Below are 15,337 nucleotides of genomic sequence, written 5' to 3'. Positions count from 1 at the left end.
GCCGTTCGGAATGAGTGATGAGACTGGAAGAAGGGTTGATGTGATGTGGTGTGCAGAAATGACGAAGCGACAGCTGGCGGGCTCCGCGGCTATTCTGCTTGCGCTTTCCGCTCCGGCGTTGGCCCAGGATGACACGCAGCCGGGCAAGCGCCCGACGGTGTCGCGCGATGCGCCGCCGTCGTCGAACGCGACCGTCAACCTGATCAACCTGCTGGTGAAGCAGGGCACGCTGAGCGAGGAGCAGGCCGCGGCGCTGATCAAGCAGGCGGATGACGAGGCCTATGTCGCCCGCCAGGCGACGCGCGATGCCACCACCAAGGCGGAAGGTGCCGAGAAGGCGGCGGCGACCGCGACGGACGCGGTTTCGCCCGCCGGTACCAAGCGCGTCACCTATGTCCCCGAGATCGTCAAGAAGCAGCTGCGCGATGAAATTCGCGCCGAAGTCATGGCGAAGGCGGAAAAGGAGAACTGGGCCTCGCCGGGCAAGTATCCTGAGTGGGCGCAGCGCATCCGGTTCTATGGCGACATCCGCGCGCGGTATGAGGGCGATCATTTCCCGTCTGGAAGCGGGCCGCTGGAGAATTTCAACGCGATCAACACCGGTTCTCCGTTCAATGAAGATGCCGCGCTAAACCCCTATTTCGCTCCGTTTTACAACACGACGCAGGATCGTAACCGCTTCCGCTTCCGCGCGCGACTCGGCGCCGACGTGGACCTTTTTGACGGATTCAGCGCGGGCCTGAGAATTGCGACAGGCGACAGCAGTTCCCCGGTCTCGACCAACCAGACGTTCGGCGGCAACGGCGGCAATTTCTCGAAGTATGCGCTTTGGCTCGACCGTGCCTTCATCAAGTATCAGCCGGTACAGGATGTCGTCGCCTCCGTCGGGCGGTTCGACAACCCGTTCTGGTCGCCGACGGATCTGGTCTGGTACAAGGATATTGGCTTTGACGGTCTTGCAATTCAGGCCAAAAACGAGATTGCAGAGGGGTTCACGCCCTTCTTCGTCGGCGGTGCTTTTCCGGTCTTCAACACCGATCTCAATGCAGGCCTCAATAGTCAAACGATAGCGGGACCGACCTTCACGCCGAGCCGGGACAAATGGTTGTTCGGCGCACAAGGAGGGTTCGGTGCAAAACTGGATACGGAAACAAACCTCACTCTGGCGTTTGCCTACTACGATTTCACCAACGTCAGAGGTAAGCTATCCAGCACGTGCTTCGTCATCACCGCGGTTGATGTCTGTGATACCGATCTGTTGCGTCCGTCCTTCGCGCAAAAGGGCAACACGTACATGCGACTGCGCAACATTCCGGTCATTGTCACACCAGTGACGACGACAGGGTTCCAGTACTACGGCCTCGCCAGCGAATTCCGTCCAGTTGTCGCGAGTGGCCAGCTCGATTTTGCGCAGTTCAACCCCGTCCATATCATTCTCGACGCCGAATATATCTGGAACACGGCGTTTGACCGCGCGGCCATCGCCGCGGTTGTTGTCGGTCCGAATAACACCGCCCCTTCGTCAACTCCAGGAGTGTTTGGCCCCTACAACGGAGGCAACCAGGGCTGGCTCGCGCGCATGACCGTCGGCGACAAGGAGATCAAGCACCTCTGGGACTGGAACGCGCATGTCGGCTACAAATATCTGCAGTCCGACGCGATGGTGGATGCGTTCGTCGATTCCGACTTCGGCCTCGGCGGCACCAACCTCAAGGGCTATTTCATCGGCGGCAATGTGGGCCTTGGCGAGAACATCTGGGGCTCGGTGCGCTGGATGAGCGCCAACAACATCGCCGGCCTGCCTTACAAGGTCGATATCGTCCAGCTCGATCTCAATGCGAGGTTCTGACCATGCGGCTGTTGCGTCTTTCATCCGTGGCCATATTGACGCTGATGGTCGTCTCGACCGCGCGCGCGGACCAGGAAAGCGATCGGCTGCGCGAGGCGCTGCGCAGCGCCACCGCGCAGGCACGTGCGGCGGAAGATCAGCGCGCGGCACTGCAGGCCAAGCTGACCGCGACCGAGCAGGAGCGCGATCGCCTCCGTAAGCAGAGTGATGCCTATCGGGCCCAGGTCAAGGAAGCCGAACAGGCCTACCGCCAGGCCGTCAAGGATTTCAACGATCGTATCGCCGAACGCGACGACTCGCTCGAGAAATGGAAAAGCGCATACGGAGAGGCGGCCGCCGTGGCACGCACGAAGGACGCCGAGCGCGCCAAGTTTGAAGCGGACGCGACGGCATTCAAGGCCAGCACAAAGGCCTGCGAGGCCAAGAACGTTCGCCTGGCGAAGATCGCCGACGATGTCGTTCGTCAATACGAGGCAATGGATCCGCTCGAGAAGGTGCTCGATCATGATCCCGTGTTCGGACTGAAGCGCGTCGAACATCAAAACGCCGCCCAGGACTTCCGCGACAAGATTCTCGAACAGAAGGCCAAGCCATGAACAAGACTTTGACGTCCGGTGCGATCGCTCTAGCGCTGGTGTTCGCGGCTTCTTCGCAGGTCGCAGCCCAAGCCCGTAACCCAGCGCCGGCCGCTCCCGCCCGCGGCCAGCCCGCGCCGGCCACGTCAGGCCAGGCGGCGGCGCCAGCTCAACCGGCGCCCGCTGCGGCAGACAATGCGGCCGTCAAAGGCGGCGAAATCGTCGCCAGGGTCGGGGACAGCGACGTCACGGCCGAGGAAATTCGCGCGACGATCCAGCTCCTCGACGCCCGTCAGCAAGCGGCCATGACGCGTGATCCCGCCGCGCTGAGCCAGACCGTGCGGGCGATCCTGGCCAATCGCCTGGTGCTCAAGGAGGCGATGACCAAGAAATGGGACCAGCAGCCTGCCATCGTCGCCCAGCTCGCGCGCGCGAGGGAAAATGTGATCGTCGAGACTTATCTGCAATCGGTCACGTTGCCGCCTGATAGCTTCCCGAGCGAAGCCGAGATCAAGAGCGTCTATGAGTCGAACGCCAGCGCGTTTCTCGTTCCTCGCCGGTTCCGTCTGGCCCAGATCCTGGTGGCTGTCGCGAAAGACGCCGACAAGACCGCCCAGGATGCCGCGCGCAAGAAGCTTGACGATGTCGTGAGCAAGTTGAAGCAGCCCAACGCGGAATTTGGTCAGGTTGCTCGCAGTCTATCGGACGATGCGCCGACCGCAGAGCGGGACGGGGAGATCGGCTGGTTGGGTGAACCGGATCTGCGAACCGAGATTCGCGGCCAGGTGACAGGTCTGCCAAAGGCGGGCCTCACCGATCCGATCCGGCTCGACGATGGCTGGCACATCCTGAAGTTGCTCGACACCGAGGCCTCGCACACGCGGCCGCTGGTTGAGGTCAGGGATGCACTGGTGCAACGCATCAGGGCTGAGCGCGTCGAAGCCAATCGCCGGGCCTATGTTGCCGAGCTTCTCAAGCAGACCCCGCCCGTCGTCAACGAAATCGCGCTATCGAAATTGCTGGACCCAAAGTCCGCCGCGGTGCCAGCGCGATAGCATGTGAGGTCCGGGCCGAGCCACCAGAAAAAAGCGAGCGCGGCCCGATCCTTGTCCGGGCCCGCGCGGCCGGTATTCCTGCTGCGATTTTTGAGCGTTGCGGCTCCGGACCGCGCGGGTCGATTTGAGCTGCAACAGACCTGGTAAACGTTAAGTAAATATCATCATAATGTGATATATAACGTGCTATGCGGCGGTCTACCGACGCAGGTGCAGCATGACTGACATAACCGATCTCGACCGTTCGTCGACAGCCGTCGAGGAGCGTGCCAGACGGCCCCGTATCGGGGTCCGGTTCGAGGTTATTGAGCCGCTTTTCGCGCTTGCTGACGCCCTGGTGATCGTCGTGGCCGGCATCTTGGGTGGAGTCCTCTACCAGCGCGCAATCAGCGCCAGTTTCGGCGATGCTGGTGTCTATGCCGGCCTGGGCTTGGTGGCCAGCTCCACATACGTGCTTGCGGCGTACCATTTCGGTCTTTACCGGATGAACGAGCTGCTCGAGCGGGAGCGCGACCATGGGCGCGTCTGGGCGAGCTGGTGCCTCGCAATACTTGTCCTTGCAATTGTCCTGTTTCTGCTGAAATCCGCAGGCCAGACCTCGCGCGGCTCCGTCGTTTGCTTCTTCGTTTTGGGGGGATTCGGCCTCGTGGCGACCCGGCGCATGGCACGCCGTTGCCTGAGTTCGGCCCTTATGACGGGAGCGATCCGCGGCCGACGCGCGATCGTGATCGGAACACAGAGCGAGATGGCGCAGTTCGCCCGGCGCGACTTGCTGGTCAGGTTTGGCCTGGACGAAATTGAGCGCGTCGTGCTGCCCCGCGACGGGGGAGGCGACCCGTCCTCGGAGCTGCACAAACTGCACGTCGAAACGGCGCAGCAGCGCGTGCGGGGCACGCCCGCGGAGGAGATCGTTCTCGCCTTGTCGTGGGCGCGGGCCGAGGATATCGAACTGGTTCTCGATCGGCTGAGGGCAATCCCCCTTCCAGTTCGCCTGCTGCCCGATTGCGCAGTGTCGACCATTTTACGCCGTCAGACCTCAACGCCACAGCGGTCGTACATGGTCGAGCTGCAACGTGCGCCGTTGACCAACCTTGAACGTCTGTCCAAGCGAGTCCTGGACGTGACGGTGGCTGCCACCTCGCTGTTTCTGCTCTCTCCGGTGTTGGTGCTGGCTGCACTTGCCGTCAAGCTTGAATCGCATGGCCCCATCATCTTCCGGCAGCGCCGCCATGGTTTCAACGGCCAGCCCTTCGTCATTTACAAATTGCGCAGCATGAAAGTGCTTGAAGATGGTGCTGCCGTCGTGCAGGCGACGAAGCAGGACCCGCGCGTCACCCGGGTGGGCCGCTTTCTCCGTGAGACCAGCATCGACGAACTGCCGCAATTGTTGAACGTGCTGCAGGGTAACATGTCCATGGTCGGGCCACGGCCGCATGCACTGGCCCATGATTACGAATACGGCAAAATGATCGCCAATTATGCTTTCCGGCACCACGTGAAGCCCGGGATCACGGGGTGGGCGCAGGTGCAGGGGTGTCGCGGCGGTACTCCGCAGCTTGAGCTGATGGAGAAGAGGGTCAAGCTGGATCTTTGGTACATCGATAACTGGAGTCTGGCCTTGGACATCTCCATCATGTTCAGGACGGCCTTCGAGTTGATCAGGCCGCGCAACGCCTATTGATGCGAGGGGCTCCATGCGAGCACCGCAGCGGCGCGCCTAGAGCCGGATTTGCAGGACAAAAGAGTTTGTGCTGAGCCTGTCGCCGAGGCCTGCCGGATTGACTACTTGGTCCTGAAATTCGATCATCTTCCAGTTCACTTGGTGCTTGAGAACACAATATGATGGCCAGGCGCGTCATTGTGACATTTGGGCTCCTGTTTGGCGCTGCGGCCTCAGCGCAACCGCTACCTGCGCTGACACCGGGTCAGCCGCCCGTGCTTCTTGTTCCATTTCCCGTTCCGCCCAGTGCGTGCATTTGGGGCAGCCGTGTCTTCAGCGAAGGTGCAGCATTCTGTTTTGCCTCCAAAGCAGTCATGGTTTGTGGCAAAGAAAAGCAGGGAAAGTGGACTTACGAGGGCAGCGATGCCTGCAATGGCGCGCCCATAGATGCGAAATGACAAGGCGGATGTGCCGGTTTCGGCCGAAACCATCGTTGACCATCGCTTTTGGTCATACGTTGTCGCTGGCTTGGCCGGTCTCTTTTCGGTCGTAACGAGCCTGACGGTTGCCCATGGGGCTTTAGGCGTGGCGGGCGCGGGGTTGGCGCTTGTCATGCTGACAATAGCCATCATCGATGCGAGATATCTTCTGATACCCGATGCCTTGAACGTTGCCGGGCTGGTCCTGGGCTTGGTCAATGCGATGGTGGTGGCGCAGGGTGACCTGTCGGCACTGTTGATTGCCCTGTTGCGCGCCATCATCGTTGCCGGCGCTTTTTTGGCAGTACGCTTGGCCTACGCTCGCCTGCGCGGTCGGCATGGCCTGGGACTTGGTGACGTCAAGCTCGCTGCGGTCGCCGGGGCGTGGCTTGACTGGTCGATCTTGCCGATTGCAATCGAAATCGCCGCGCTTTCAGCTCTTGCAACCTACGCTCTACGCTATTTGTTACTGCGTCAACGGCTGCGGCTGACCAGTCGTATGCCATTCGGCCTGTTCTTCGCTCCGGCGATCTGGGTCGGTTGGTTGTTGCAGATGACCCTGCCGGGCGCCTGGTAGAACAATTTCATGGCATCGCGAGGCTCGGCTGCGGCAATCGCGGCGATGGATGCATCTGTGGAGATTACAGTTCAGCGACAGGACAAAGTTAGCTGGCAACTTGGCGAAATTTGAGCAACGAATTTCCCACATTCGGCCAGAAATCTGACTCCTTGTTTAAGATCAGTCACAGCAACGATAAGAAACATAACTAGAAGAGGCTGAAACAGGCTTGGCCTCGCGAGTGGGGTTGCTCGCGAGATTGATTGGTGTGTCTGTTGTTTGCCAGTATTGGGGGTTGAGGTGCCTGGAACAACAAATCCGATAAAAAAATCGGGCTTTGGCAAGGCGCCGCCGCAGGCGAACGCAAACTCAAATGTATACGATCTTGCTTTGAAGCAGGATGAGAGCAGCCGGCGGCGTCGCATCACGGATCTTGAGCATGAGAATGCGCTTTTGATGCGCGTGATCTTGGAGACGCGGATCGAGGTCGCACGCCTGCGCAAACTGTTGTCCTCCAACTAATCGGTAGCAGTCCTTGCCCGTTCTCGAGTTCGCCTTGCAGGGGACGTGCTTGGATTGGTGCATCTATCGGCAGCGCTCGCAAACCGTTGTGCGGCGGGTTCGATACCGGGTCATCTGTTATTCTAACGTTATATCGGTGTTACGCTAGGCGGCCGGGACAACCAGTTTGCCGGGCCCGCGCCAGCGTATCCGAGGGCGCCTCGTGAAATGTCGCACGGTAGGCCGCCGCAAACTCGCCGAGGTGATGGAAGCCATGGGCACGCGCACACGAGGCGACCGATGCGCCGCCGCTCCTGAGGAGTTGCGTGCGTGTAGCCCACAGCCGCTTCAGGCGGATGTATTGATGCAGGCTCATCCCACGCACCTTGGCCACCGCGCCGCCGAGGGTCCGGATCGAGACGCCGAATTCATCTGCGAGATCGGCCGTATAGATCGGAGCGGTCGGATAGGCTCTGACGTACTCGTCGATCTGCTGCACAAGCCTGGCCGAGCGCGCTCCCGCGCTAGGGGCCCCGCGATCGGGAAGCGGAGTCATTCGAAACAGGTCGTCGAAAGCGAGTAGCAGCCCCTCCTGGAGATGGGCGGCGACCTCGGTCGTCTCGAACATATGCGGCTGCACCGACGCGGTTCGCAGGATGTCCTGCACAAGCTGCCGTGCGTGGAGATGAGTGGCGGGGTCGGCGATGCGAACCCACAATGCATCGGCGCGATCGAACCAGCCGCGATCCCTGAGCGCGGGCGAGAACATGATCAGAGCGTGATGATTGACCTTGGGCTCTACGAAATGGCAGTGATGATTGCCCCGCAACGCGACGAAGAAACGCGCGTCGAGCTCCACTCCGTTCGAACTGGCGCACAGATCGTCGCTCATCGGAAGGATCACCATGCCGCCCGGTGCGCGGTAGGTCGTCTCTAGGATGCGTGCAAACGACCTTGCCACAATGATGCGACACGCCGGCAGGTTCACGATCGCTCGCGCCGCGGCGAAATTGGCGACGTCGAGGGGAATGCTCCGGGAATCCTCCAGCGACTCGGCCGGCCGAAACGCGTCGATATCGGTAAACCGGGTCAACTGGAGCGCGGAAGACGGGGCGAGAGCGTCAAAGAACATGCGTCTGGCCGGATGCTGCAATGTGACATTGAAATGAACGTCGGTACATGGCCATCAATGGCGAAACTTGCCGATTCAGTAAACATGATTCAGTGCCGTAATATTGCGGACATCATTCCACGAACTCGGATCGATGCTGCCGTCAACGACCCCGGTTCATCGGCTTGCCGGAGGCGAGGTCGATGAAGTGGATTCGCGTGCACGCTGGGCAGGCGAAGGACTCAAAATTTCGTCCTTCCCGAGTCTCCTGCTTCTCAAGATGCGTTTGCACGTTCATGCCCGTCTGAGGGCATCGGAATACGATCAAATCGGCCATCGGTGCAGCATGACGGCTCGACGGATTTCATCCTTGATCTAAATCAGTTTTCAAGCACTACGGCAGCGCGGACGGAGCGCGCCATCTCGCAAAAGCGAAGGGGCCCTGGGGCCCCTTCGAATATCACCAGCGGCGATAGCCGTAATAGCCATAGTAGCGCGGGCCATAATAGCGCGGGCCGTAATAGCGCGGCGGCCCATAATATCCGGGGCCGTAACCGTAATACACGTTGGGCTGCCACCAGCACCGTCCCCAGGCATTGCAGACCATGCGGACCTGCTCGATGCCGGAGACTTGCGGCGTCGCGGGCACCGGCGCAACAGGCATGGCCGACGCCGCCGACGGTGCCGCGAGCGCACCGAACAACGATACGGCGACGAGGCCAATCTTTGGATTCATGATGTTTCTTCCTCCGCTTGACCAACACAGGATATCGAAGTCGTTCTGATCAAATTGTGGCAGAACCGAAATGTAATGCTGATGAACAGGCTTCAGCTGGCCCGCCTCAGGCCTGATTGCGCACCGGCAAGCCGTCCGAGCTCAGCATTGACGGCCAACGCCCTTAATTCGAATCCCGGATAGGATTGGCGGACCGCCGCGCCGCCTCAGTAGCAGGGGTGCCGCCGGCGATCCTGGCCGACATAGGCGGCCGCGCTCCGGTAGCAGTGGTTGGTCGATGGGCCGTCGTAGAAGGCGAAGGTACCGGGGTCAATGCCCGGGCCGTAATTGTGCAGATAGCTGATCGGATAGGGCAGTGGGTTGGCGTAGTAGCCGTGGTACCGGTGATGCACCCGCGCCTCCGCCAGGCTGGAGGCTAGGATTGCGGCCGACAGGGCAGCAACCGCGGCTACAAGCTTCAACTTGCTCATCTCGATTCTCCGGAACCTGCGCGAATAGCTCAGCCATCTATAGCCATTTCGGGTCGCAGGGGCACCCGTCCGGGGCGGGGAAATTGGGTTCAGTCCCACAGATTCCCAGCTGGGTGTGACAGAATTGCCGGAAAGGGGGCGGAGCCTGCCCATTTTTGGCCTTTTCGGGATGCTTAACGAATTCCCCACACAAGTATGGCCAAAGAGAATCCGGTCAAAGATTCCTCCTGCTGGCGCCTTTGGGGTTTCATTGGGTGCTCTTTCGGGGCCGGTTCGTTCCTTCAAGGTTTTGTCGTCAAGCCGCCATGCGCATCACGCTCCTCAGCCTGCTGTTGCTCTTCCTCGCTGCTGCCACGCCAGCGCGCGCCGAACTGCATATCACTCGCGACCATGGCGGCTATGTCGAGGAGTACAAGGCCAAGTACAAGCGCGTCCGCGACACCGGTGAGCGCGTGATCATCGACGGCATCTGCAACTCGGCCTGCACGCTCGTGCTCGGCATCGTGCCGCTGAACAAGATCTGCGTGACGCCGAAGGCGAGCCTCGGCTTCCACCAGGCCTATTACGACAAGGCCTTCACCTTCGGCATCAAGGTCACGAGCTCGGAAGGGACGTCCGACCTGATGTCCTACTATCCTGACACAGTGAAGGACTGGATCCGCCGCAATGGCGGGCTCACCACGGACATGAAGAAGATCAAGAACGGGGTCGATCTCTGGAAGATCATCGATCCCTGTCCGGACGAATGGTGATCGGCTGATCTGAGGCGCCGCGTCCGTCGCAGCGCAGCATCAGAAATTCACCTTGCCGCGCCGTACCTTGCTCGGGCAAGGAGGACGCAATGAATCATGATCGAGAGCATATGGCCGCGCGGGCGGCACCGGTCCTGTTCGTGCTGCTCTGGAGCACCGGCTTCATCGGCACGAAATACGTGATCAACAACGCCGATCCCTTGACCTATCTTGCCATTCGCATGGCCGTGGTGGTCTGCCTGATGGCAATCATCGCGGCGATCACGCGGCCGAAATGGCCTGATCGTACCGGCATCGCGCATAGCGCGGTGGCCGGCATTCTGGTCCACGGTTTCTATCTCGGCGGCACCGCGATCGCGATCGCGCACTCAATTCCGGCGGGGCTCTCCGCGCTCATTCCAGGCCTGCAGCCGATCCTGACCTCGACCATCGCCAACCGCTGGCTCGGCGAGAAGGTGACGCCCGTGCAATGGGGCGGCCTGCTGCTCGGCCTCGGCGGCGTGGCGCTGATCCTGCACAATCGCCCCATGACGGGAGAGGCCGGACTCGGCTGGCTGGCCTCCGTGGTCTCGCTGATCAGCATCACGCTCGGTACGCTCTACCAGCGCCGCTACTGCAATCAGATCGACTGGCGTGCCGGCAATCTCGTGCAATATGTGGCGGTGACTATCTTCTTCACCGCCGGCGCCTTCCTGTTCGAGGATCGTGTGGTGCACTGGACGCGGGAGTTTGTGCTCGCGCTCGGGTGGCTTGCGGTCGCGCTCTCGATCGGATCGATCGGGCTGTTGTACTGGCTGATCCGGCATGCCGCGGCGACCTCGGTTGCGAGCCTGTTCTATCTGGTGCCGGCCGTCACGGCGCTGATGGCCTATCTGCTGTTCGGTGAGAAGCTCGACGCACTGGCGATCGCGGGCATGGCGATGTGTGCGGCCGCGGTGTTCGTCGTCAACCGGCGTTTCGTCACCTAGGCAGGCTTGCCGGAATACATCCCTGACGTGCAGACTGCGTCGTGATAGGCTGACTGCATTACAGCGGCCCCCTTTCACACGGTGATTTCCATGAAGAAAGCGAAGCGCGCACTGCTCGGCAGGTCCATGAAGCCGGTCCGAATTGCCTGCATCAACTATGCCGAGGCGGCGATCGACGATCGCGATATGAGGGAGCTCACCGCAGCGCTGCAGAAATGCTACGACCAGCACTTCCTGCCGGTCTGGGGCTATCCGGTTGATCTCTACGTGACGCGCAAGCCGAAGCGGACCGATTGGCAGCTCGTCTATTTCGACGACGCCTCCCACAAGAACATGCTCGGGCGCCACGAGCTGACCCATCGCGGCCAACCGATCTCGAAGATCTTCGTGAAGGCGCTAGGCGACGAGCCAGTCAGCGTAGCGGCCTCGCACGAGCTGTTCGAGATGGTGATCGACCCCATGGCCAATCTGTGGGCCGACCAGAACAGGAATACGCAATTCGCCTATGAGGTCTGCGACGCCGTGGAGGAGGATTCCTTCAATGTCAGCGGCTTTGCGATGTCGAACTTCGTCTATCCGTCCTGGTTCGAGCCCTTCAAACATCCGCGCGGCACGAAGTTCGACCACAAGGGAACGCTGACGGCGCCATTCTCGATGACCGAGGGCGGCTACGTCATCAAGAAGGTCAACGGGCGGAAGGTGATCAAGGCGTTCGGCTCACCTGCGAAGCGGCGGCGCTTCAATGCCGAGGACCGGCGCGGCCATCGCAGCGAGTTTCGTGATCCGAAGGGGCAGCATCACCCGGGCCGGCGCGCCGCCAAACCGCGAGGGTAGGGAAAAAGCCTCCGGGCGTGCCCGCATCCGGAGGCTTGTCCTCGCGCTGCGATCAGCGCTTCGCCTTCTTTTTCTTCTTGGTGGCCTTCTTTGCCATTTTCTTGGCGGTCTTCTTCACCGACTTCTTGGCGGCTTTCTTCGAAGACTTCTTCGCGGCCTTCTTGGCCTTCTTTTTCGAAGCCTTCTTTGCCTTCTTCGGCGCGACCTTCTTGGCGACCTTCTTGGCCGCCTTCTTCACCTTCTTCACGGCGGTGACGGCGGCGTCCTTGGTCGCTTCCACGGCGGTGGTGATCGTCTCCATCGCCTGCTCGGTGATCGGCTTATCGTCGTCCATATCGTGTCCCCCACGGTTTGCATGGAGCGATGACGATAGCGGGTTTCATAATTGTGTCAAAGCAACGCTCAACCTTTGCGGATCTTTGCGTAGGCCGCGAGCGCACGTTCGCGTCCCGCCGCGTGATCGACGATCGGATGCGGATAGGTCTTGCCGAGCGTGATACCTGCGCTCGCAAGCTCGATCGGCGTCGCCTGCCAGGGCTGGTGGATCAACTTCGCCGGCATGTCCTTCAGCTCCGGCACCCAGCGCCGGACATAGGTTCCATCAGGGTCGAACTTCTCGCCCTGGAGTATCGGGTTGAACACGCGGAAATAGGGTGCGGCGTCGGCGCCGCAGCCGGCGACCCATTGCCAGTTGGCCGGATTGCTGCCGGCATCCGCATCGACCAGCGTGTCCCAGAACCAGGCTTCACCATCGCGCCAGTCGATCAGCAGGTGCTTGACCAGGAACGAGGCGACCACCATCCGGACGCGGTTGTGCATCACGCCGGTGTGCCAGAGCTCGCGCATTCCGGCATCCACGATCGGATAACCGGTGCGGCCGCGCTGCCAGGCGGCGAGGGCCGTCTTGTCGGTCTTCCAGGGGAAGTCGTCGAAATTGCCCTGGAGGTTCTCGGTGGCGAGGTCCGGATGGTCGTGGAGCAGATGGCGGCAGAACTCGCGCCAGCCGAGCTCGCTCAGGAACTTGTCGATGCCGGATCCGATCGCGGGATTCTCCTCCGCGGCGAAGCGCGCCGCGTGAAAGACCTGGCGCGGACTGAGCTCGCCGAAACGCAGATGCGGCGACAGGCCTGAGGTGCCTTCGCGATCCGGACGGTCGCGGTCGCCGGCATAGCCGCGCACGGTGTGCTTGAGGAAGTCGCGCAAGCGGGCACGGGCGGAGGCTTCACCCGGCGTCCAGCTCTCGCGTAGGCCGCCGGCCCAGTCCGGCTTGGTCGGCTTGAGCTTCCAGCTCTCCAACGTGTCGCTGGCGATCTTCGCGGCCGGACGCAGCTCCTTCGGTGCAGGCAGCGGTTTGGGCGGATCGCCGAGCGACAGCACCCGCCGCCAGAACGGCGTGAACACGCGCAGGCCCCGGCCTTCCTTGTTGCGGACCGCCGAGGGCGGAACGAGCAGGTCGCCGGGGAAACTTTGCCAGTCCACGCCGAGCTTAGCCAATGACGCTTCGAGCTGTCTCTCGACGGCCTGATGCGGGGCCTGAGCGATCGTATTCCAATAGACCGCGCCAGCGCCGGCCTCGCGCGCCACCTCAGGGATCACTTGAGCCGCGGGTCCCTTACGCAAGGCAAGGGATCCGCCGCGCGCGGCGATATCGGCGCCGAGGGCCAGTAGCGACTGCGCCAGCCACCAGCGCGCTGCGCCACCCGGTGCCCGACCCGCTGCATCGTCGAGCACATAAAGGCAGATCACCGGCACGCCGGATTTGGCGGCGGCGTGCAGAGCCGGGTGGTCGGACAGGCGGAGATCGTCGCGGAACCAGACGATGACAGGCCGGGGGCTTGGCGGGGGCAGGGGTCGTCCTCGTTTACATCTTGGAAAGCATGCCGCGTGGGGCGCTGTGAACCGTCGTTAATAGGGTCGTAAGCGGATTGCATGAATATGCAAGAATTCCGGGGGGAGTTCCATTCATGACCAACCTGTTAACGGCGAAATTCCTGCCGCAGTTCAAGCTGGGCACCAAAGCCGTCCTGTGCGCGGTTCTGCTCATCGCGATGAACACCGCGTTGGTGGTCGGCGCCGGCTATTGGTCGCTCACCTCCGCCTTCAACGACCGCGCCCTGCGCGACATCGAGGTCAGCCTGCGCACCCTCGCGCTGGCCTTCGCCGAGGTCGTTCCTGACGCGAAGATCACGATACGGGATAGCGCGGTAGCGCGCGCCGAGATCGCCAAGATGCCCGACTTCAAAGATCACGCCATCGTTGATCGTGCGGTGTCCTACGTCGGGGGCAATGCGACCCTTTTCGTGTTTGACGATGCGAGCGGGCAGTTCGTCCGCCGTTCGACCAATGTGAAGAAGGAAAACGGCGAACGCGCCGTCGGTACCCAGCTTGCCGCCGACCATCCGGCGCAGGCCGTATTGCGTCGCGGCGAGGCTTATAAGGGGCCGGCCACGCTGTTCGGCAAGTCCTTCATGACGGCTTATTTCCCGATCGCGGAGGCGACCGGCAAGGTTGTCGGAATTCTCTATGTCGGCATCCCGATGGCGCAGTATGAGAGCATGCTGGCCCAGGCGATCTGGAGCACGGCTATTGCAGCCGGAATCGCCGCGTTGCTGGTCCTTGTGCTCACCATGCTGGTGGTCCGCCGCGTCACCCGGCCGCTGACTTCGGTCACGCGCTCGCTGACGGCGCTTGCCAACGGCCAGAGCGATGTCGCGATCGATTGCGAGGATCGTGCCGACGAGATCGGCGAGATCGCGCGCACGGTTGCGGTGTTCAAGAGCAATTCGCTGGAACGGGCGCGCATGCGCAGCGAGCAGGCGGAAGCGGCTGCTGCGGCGATCGAGCAGCGTAAGGTGGATCTGCGCAACTTCGTCGGCGAATTCCGCGGCAGCGTTGGCGGCATCCTCGACAAGGTGCTTCGGTCCTCGGGCGAATTCGAACGCGTGGCCCGGCAATTGACCGAGGCCGCGCGCTCCACCGCCGAACTGTCGGCAAAGTCGGCCGGCGCGTCCGAGCTGGCCTCCGACCACGTCCGTTCGGCGGCGTCAGCCTCGGACGAACTGTCGCAGTCGATCTCCGAGATCACCCGCAGGGTGCAGGAATCCAACGCGATTTCCGCCGAGGCGGTGCAGCAGGCCGAGGCCACCGACCAGCGCATCGCGCAGCTGTCGGAAGCAGGCTCCCGCATTGGCGACGTGGTCAAGCTGATCACCTCGATCGCCGAGCAGACCAACCTCCTGGCATTGAATGCCACCATCGAAGCGGCGCGCGCGGGTGATGCCGGGCGTGGCTTTGCGGTGGTGGCCCAGGAGGTCAAGACGCTCGCCGGCCAGACCGCAAAGGCAACCGACGAGATATCGACCCAGATCGCAAGCATGCAGCTTGCGACAGCGGAGTCGGTGACGGCCATCAAGGCGATCACCGAAACCATCGAGCGCATCAGCGGCATCGCGGCCTCGATCTCGGCGGCCGTCGAGCAGCAGCGCAGCGCCACCCACAACATCGCGGCCAGCGTTCGCGCCGCGGCCTCGGGCACCGCTGACGTCGCCGTCAATATCCGACATGCGGCCGAGGGCGCGAGCGAGACCGGCGAGACGTCGAGCCGGATGTTTGCCTCCGCCCAGGCGCTGTCGGGCGAGAGCCTGCATCTGAAGGCCGAGGTCGACAGCTTCCTCGATCGCGTGCAGGCGGCCTGATCTCGACGTGGCGGGTTGAAACCGTCGGCCTGCTCTGACGTAGCTGACGGCATGATGTAACTGCCCGCGTCACGCGGGGCAGGGAGACCGCCA

Annotated in this window: 15 protein-coding genes; 10 read left to right on the top strand and 5 right to left on the bottom strand. The window is 62.1% G+C overall.

Going from position 1 to position 15,337, the window contains the following annotated elements; translation table 11 throughout:
- Positions 1–58 precede the first annotated feature (58 nt).
- From JQ621_RS17280 to JQ621_RS17255, 6 genes are all read left to right on the top strand, one after another.
- Positions 59–1,849, top strand: a complete 1,791-nt coding sequence (locus tag JQ621_RS17280) for a putative porin (RefSeq protein ID WP_249125352.1) — start codon at positions 59–61, stop codon at positions 1,847–1,849.
- A gap of 2 nt (positions 1,850–1,851) precedes the next feature.
- Entirely contained in the window at positions 1,852–2,445 is a 594-nt protein-coding gene (locus JQ621_RS17275) for a hypothetical protein (protein ID WP_249125351.1), read from the top strand.
- Positions 2,442–3,479, top strand: a complete 1,038-nt coding sequence (locus JQ621_RS17270) for a peptidylprolyl isomerase (protein WP_212235880.1) — start codon at positions 2,442–2,444, stop codon at positions 3,477–3,479. Before JQ621_RS17275 ends, JQ621_RS17270 begins: the two co-directional genes overlap by 4 nt.
- A gap of 217 nt (positions 3,480–3,696) precedes the next feature.
- Positions 3,697–5,160 carry an undecaprenyl-phosphate glucose phosphotransferase gene (locus JQ621_RS17265; protein WP_212235879.1) on the top strand — a complete coding sequence of 488 codons (1,464 nt, stop codon included), beginning with the start codon at positions 3,697–3,699 and terminating at the stop codon, positions 5,158–5,160.
- A gap of 426 nt (positions 5,161–5,586) precedes the next feature.
- Positions 5,587–6,195 (top strand): prepilin peptidase, encoded by a 609-nt coding sequence (locus tag JQ621_RS17260; RefSeq protein WP_212235878.1) that lies wholly within the window; start codon positions 5,587–5,589, stop codon positions 6,193–6,195.
- A gap of 282 nt (positions 6,196–6,477) precedes the next feature.
- Positions 6,478–6,699, top strand: a complete 222-nt coding sequence (locus tag JQ621_RS17255; protein ID WP_212235877.1) for a hypothetical protein — start codon at positions 6,478–6,480, stop codon at positions 6,697–6,699.
- A gap of 139 nt (positions 6,700–6,838) precedes the next feature.
- On the opposite strand, the gene JQ621_RS17250 is transcribed toward JQ621_RS17255, so the two are convergent.
- The 3 genes from JQ621_RS17250 to JQ621_RS17240 all read right to left on the bottom strand — a co-directional run bounded on the left by JQ621_RS17250 (position 6,839) and on the right by JQ621_RS17240 (position 8,995).
- Positions 6,839–7,810, bottom strand: coding sequence for an AraC family transcriptional regulator (locus tag JQ621_RS17250; protein WP_212236027.1), 972 nt, complete (start codon positions 7,808–7,810; stop codon positions 6,839–6,841).
- A gap of 439 nt (positions 7,811–8,249) precedes the next feature.
- Positions 8,250–8,525, bottom strand: a complete 276-nt coding sequence (locus JQ621_RS17245) for a hypothetical protein (RefSeq protein WP_212235876.1) — start codon at positions 8,523–8,525, stop codon at positions 8,250–8,252.
- Between the two features lie 206 nt (positions 8,526–8,731).
- Entirely contained in the window at positions 8,732–8,995 is a 264-nt protein-coding gene (locus tag JQ621_RS17240) for a hypothetical protein (RefSeq protein ID WP_212235875.1), read from the bottom strand.
- Between the two features lie 305 nt (positions 8,996–9,300).
- Here JQ621_RS17240 and JQ621_RS17235 point away from each other — a divergent pair, with 305 nt between their 5' ends.
- The 3 genes from JQ621_RS17235 to JQ621_RS17225 all read left to right on the top strand — a co-directional run bounded on the left by JQ621_RS17235 (position 9,301) and on the right by JQ621_RS17225 (position 11,549).
- Positions 9,301–9,747, top strand: coding sequence for a hypothetical protein (locus JQ621_RS17235; RefSeq protein ID WP_212235874.1), 447 nt, complete (start codon positions 9,301–9,303; stop codon positions 9,745–9,747).
- A gap of 89 nt (positions 9,748–9,836) precedes the next feature.
- Positions 9,837–10,715 (top strand): DMT family transporter, encoded by an 879-nt coding sequence (locus JQ621_RS17230; RefSeq protein ID WP_212235873.1) that lies wholly within the window; start codon positions 9,837–9,839, stop codon positions 10,713–10,715.
- Positions 10,716–10,805: 90 nt separating this feature from the next.
- Complete coding sequence (locus JQ621_RS17225) at positions 10,806–11,549, top strand: hypothetical protein (protein ID WP_212235872.1); 744 nt, start codon at positions 10,806–10,808, stop codon at positions 11,547–11,549.
- 52 nt (positions 11,550–11,601) lie between these two features.
- On the opposite strand, the gene JQ621_RS17220 is transcribed toward JQ621_RS17225, so the two are convergent.
- Both JQ621_RS17220 and JQ621_RS17215 read right to left on the bottom strand, forming a co-directional pair.
- Positions 11,602–11,883: a histone gene (locus JQ621_RS17220; RefSeq protein ID WP_212235871.1), complete on the bottom strand. Its 282-nt coding sequence runs from the start codon at positions 11,881–11,883 to the stop codon at positions 11,602–11,604.
- Positions 11,884–11,951: 68 nt separating this feature from the next.
- Positions 11,952–13,343 (bottom strand): cryptochrome/photolyase family protein, encoded by a 1,392-nt coding sequence (locus tag JQ621_RS17215; protein WP_249125366.1) that lies wholly within the window; start codon positions 13,341–13,343, stop codon positions 11,952–11,954.
- A 170-nt stretch (positions 13,344–13,513) separates the two neighbouring features.
- On the opposite strand from JQ621_RS17215, the gene JQ621_RS17210 reads away from it, so the two are divergent.
- Positions 13,514–15,244 carry a methyl-accepting chemotaxis protein gene (locus tag JQ621_RS17210; RefSeq protein ID WP_212235870.1) on the top strand — a complete coding sequence of 577 codons (1,731 nt, stop codon included), beginning with the start codon at positions 13,514–13,516 and terminating at the stop codon, positions 15,242–15,244.
- Positions 15,245–15,337 lie beyond the last annotated feature (93 nt).

The sequence above is a fragment of the Bradyrhizobium manausense genome (assembly GCF_018129685.1).
Taxonomy (GTDB): Bacteria; Pseudomonadota; Alphaproteobacteria; order Rhizobiales; family Xanthobacteraceae; genus Bradyrhizobium; species Bradyrhizobium manausense_D.
Note: the sequence above shows the minus strand (reverse complement) of the source record. Positions and strands in the feature narration are given on the sequence as shown.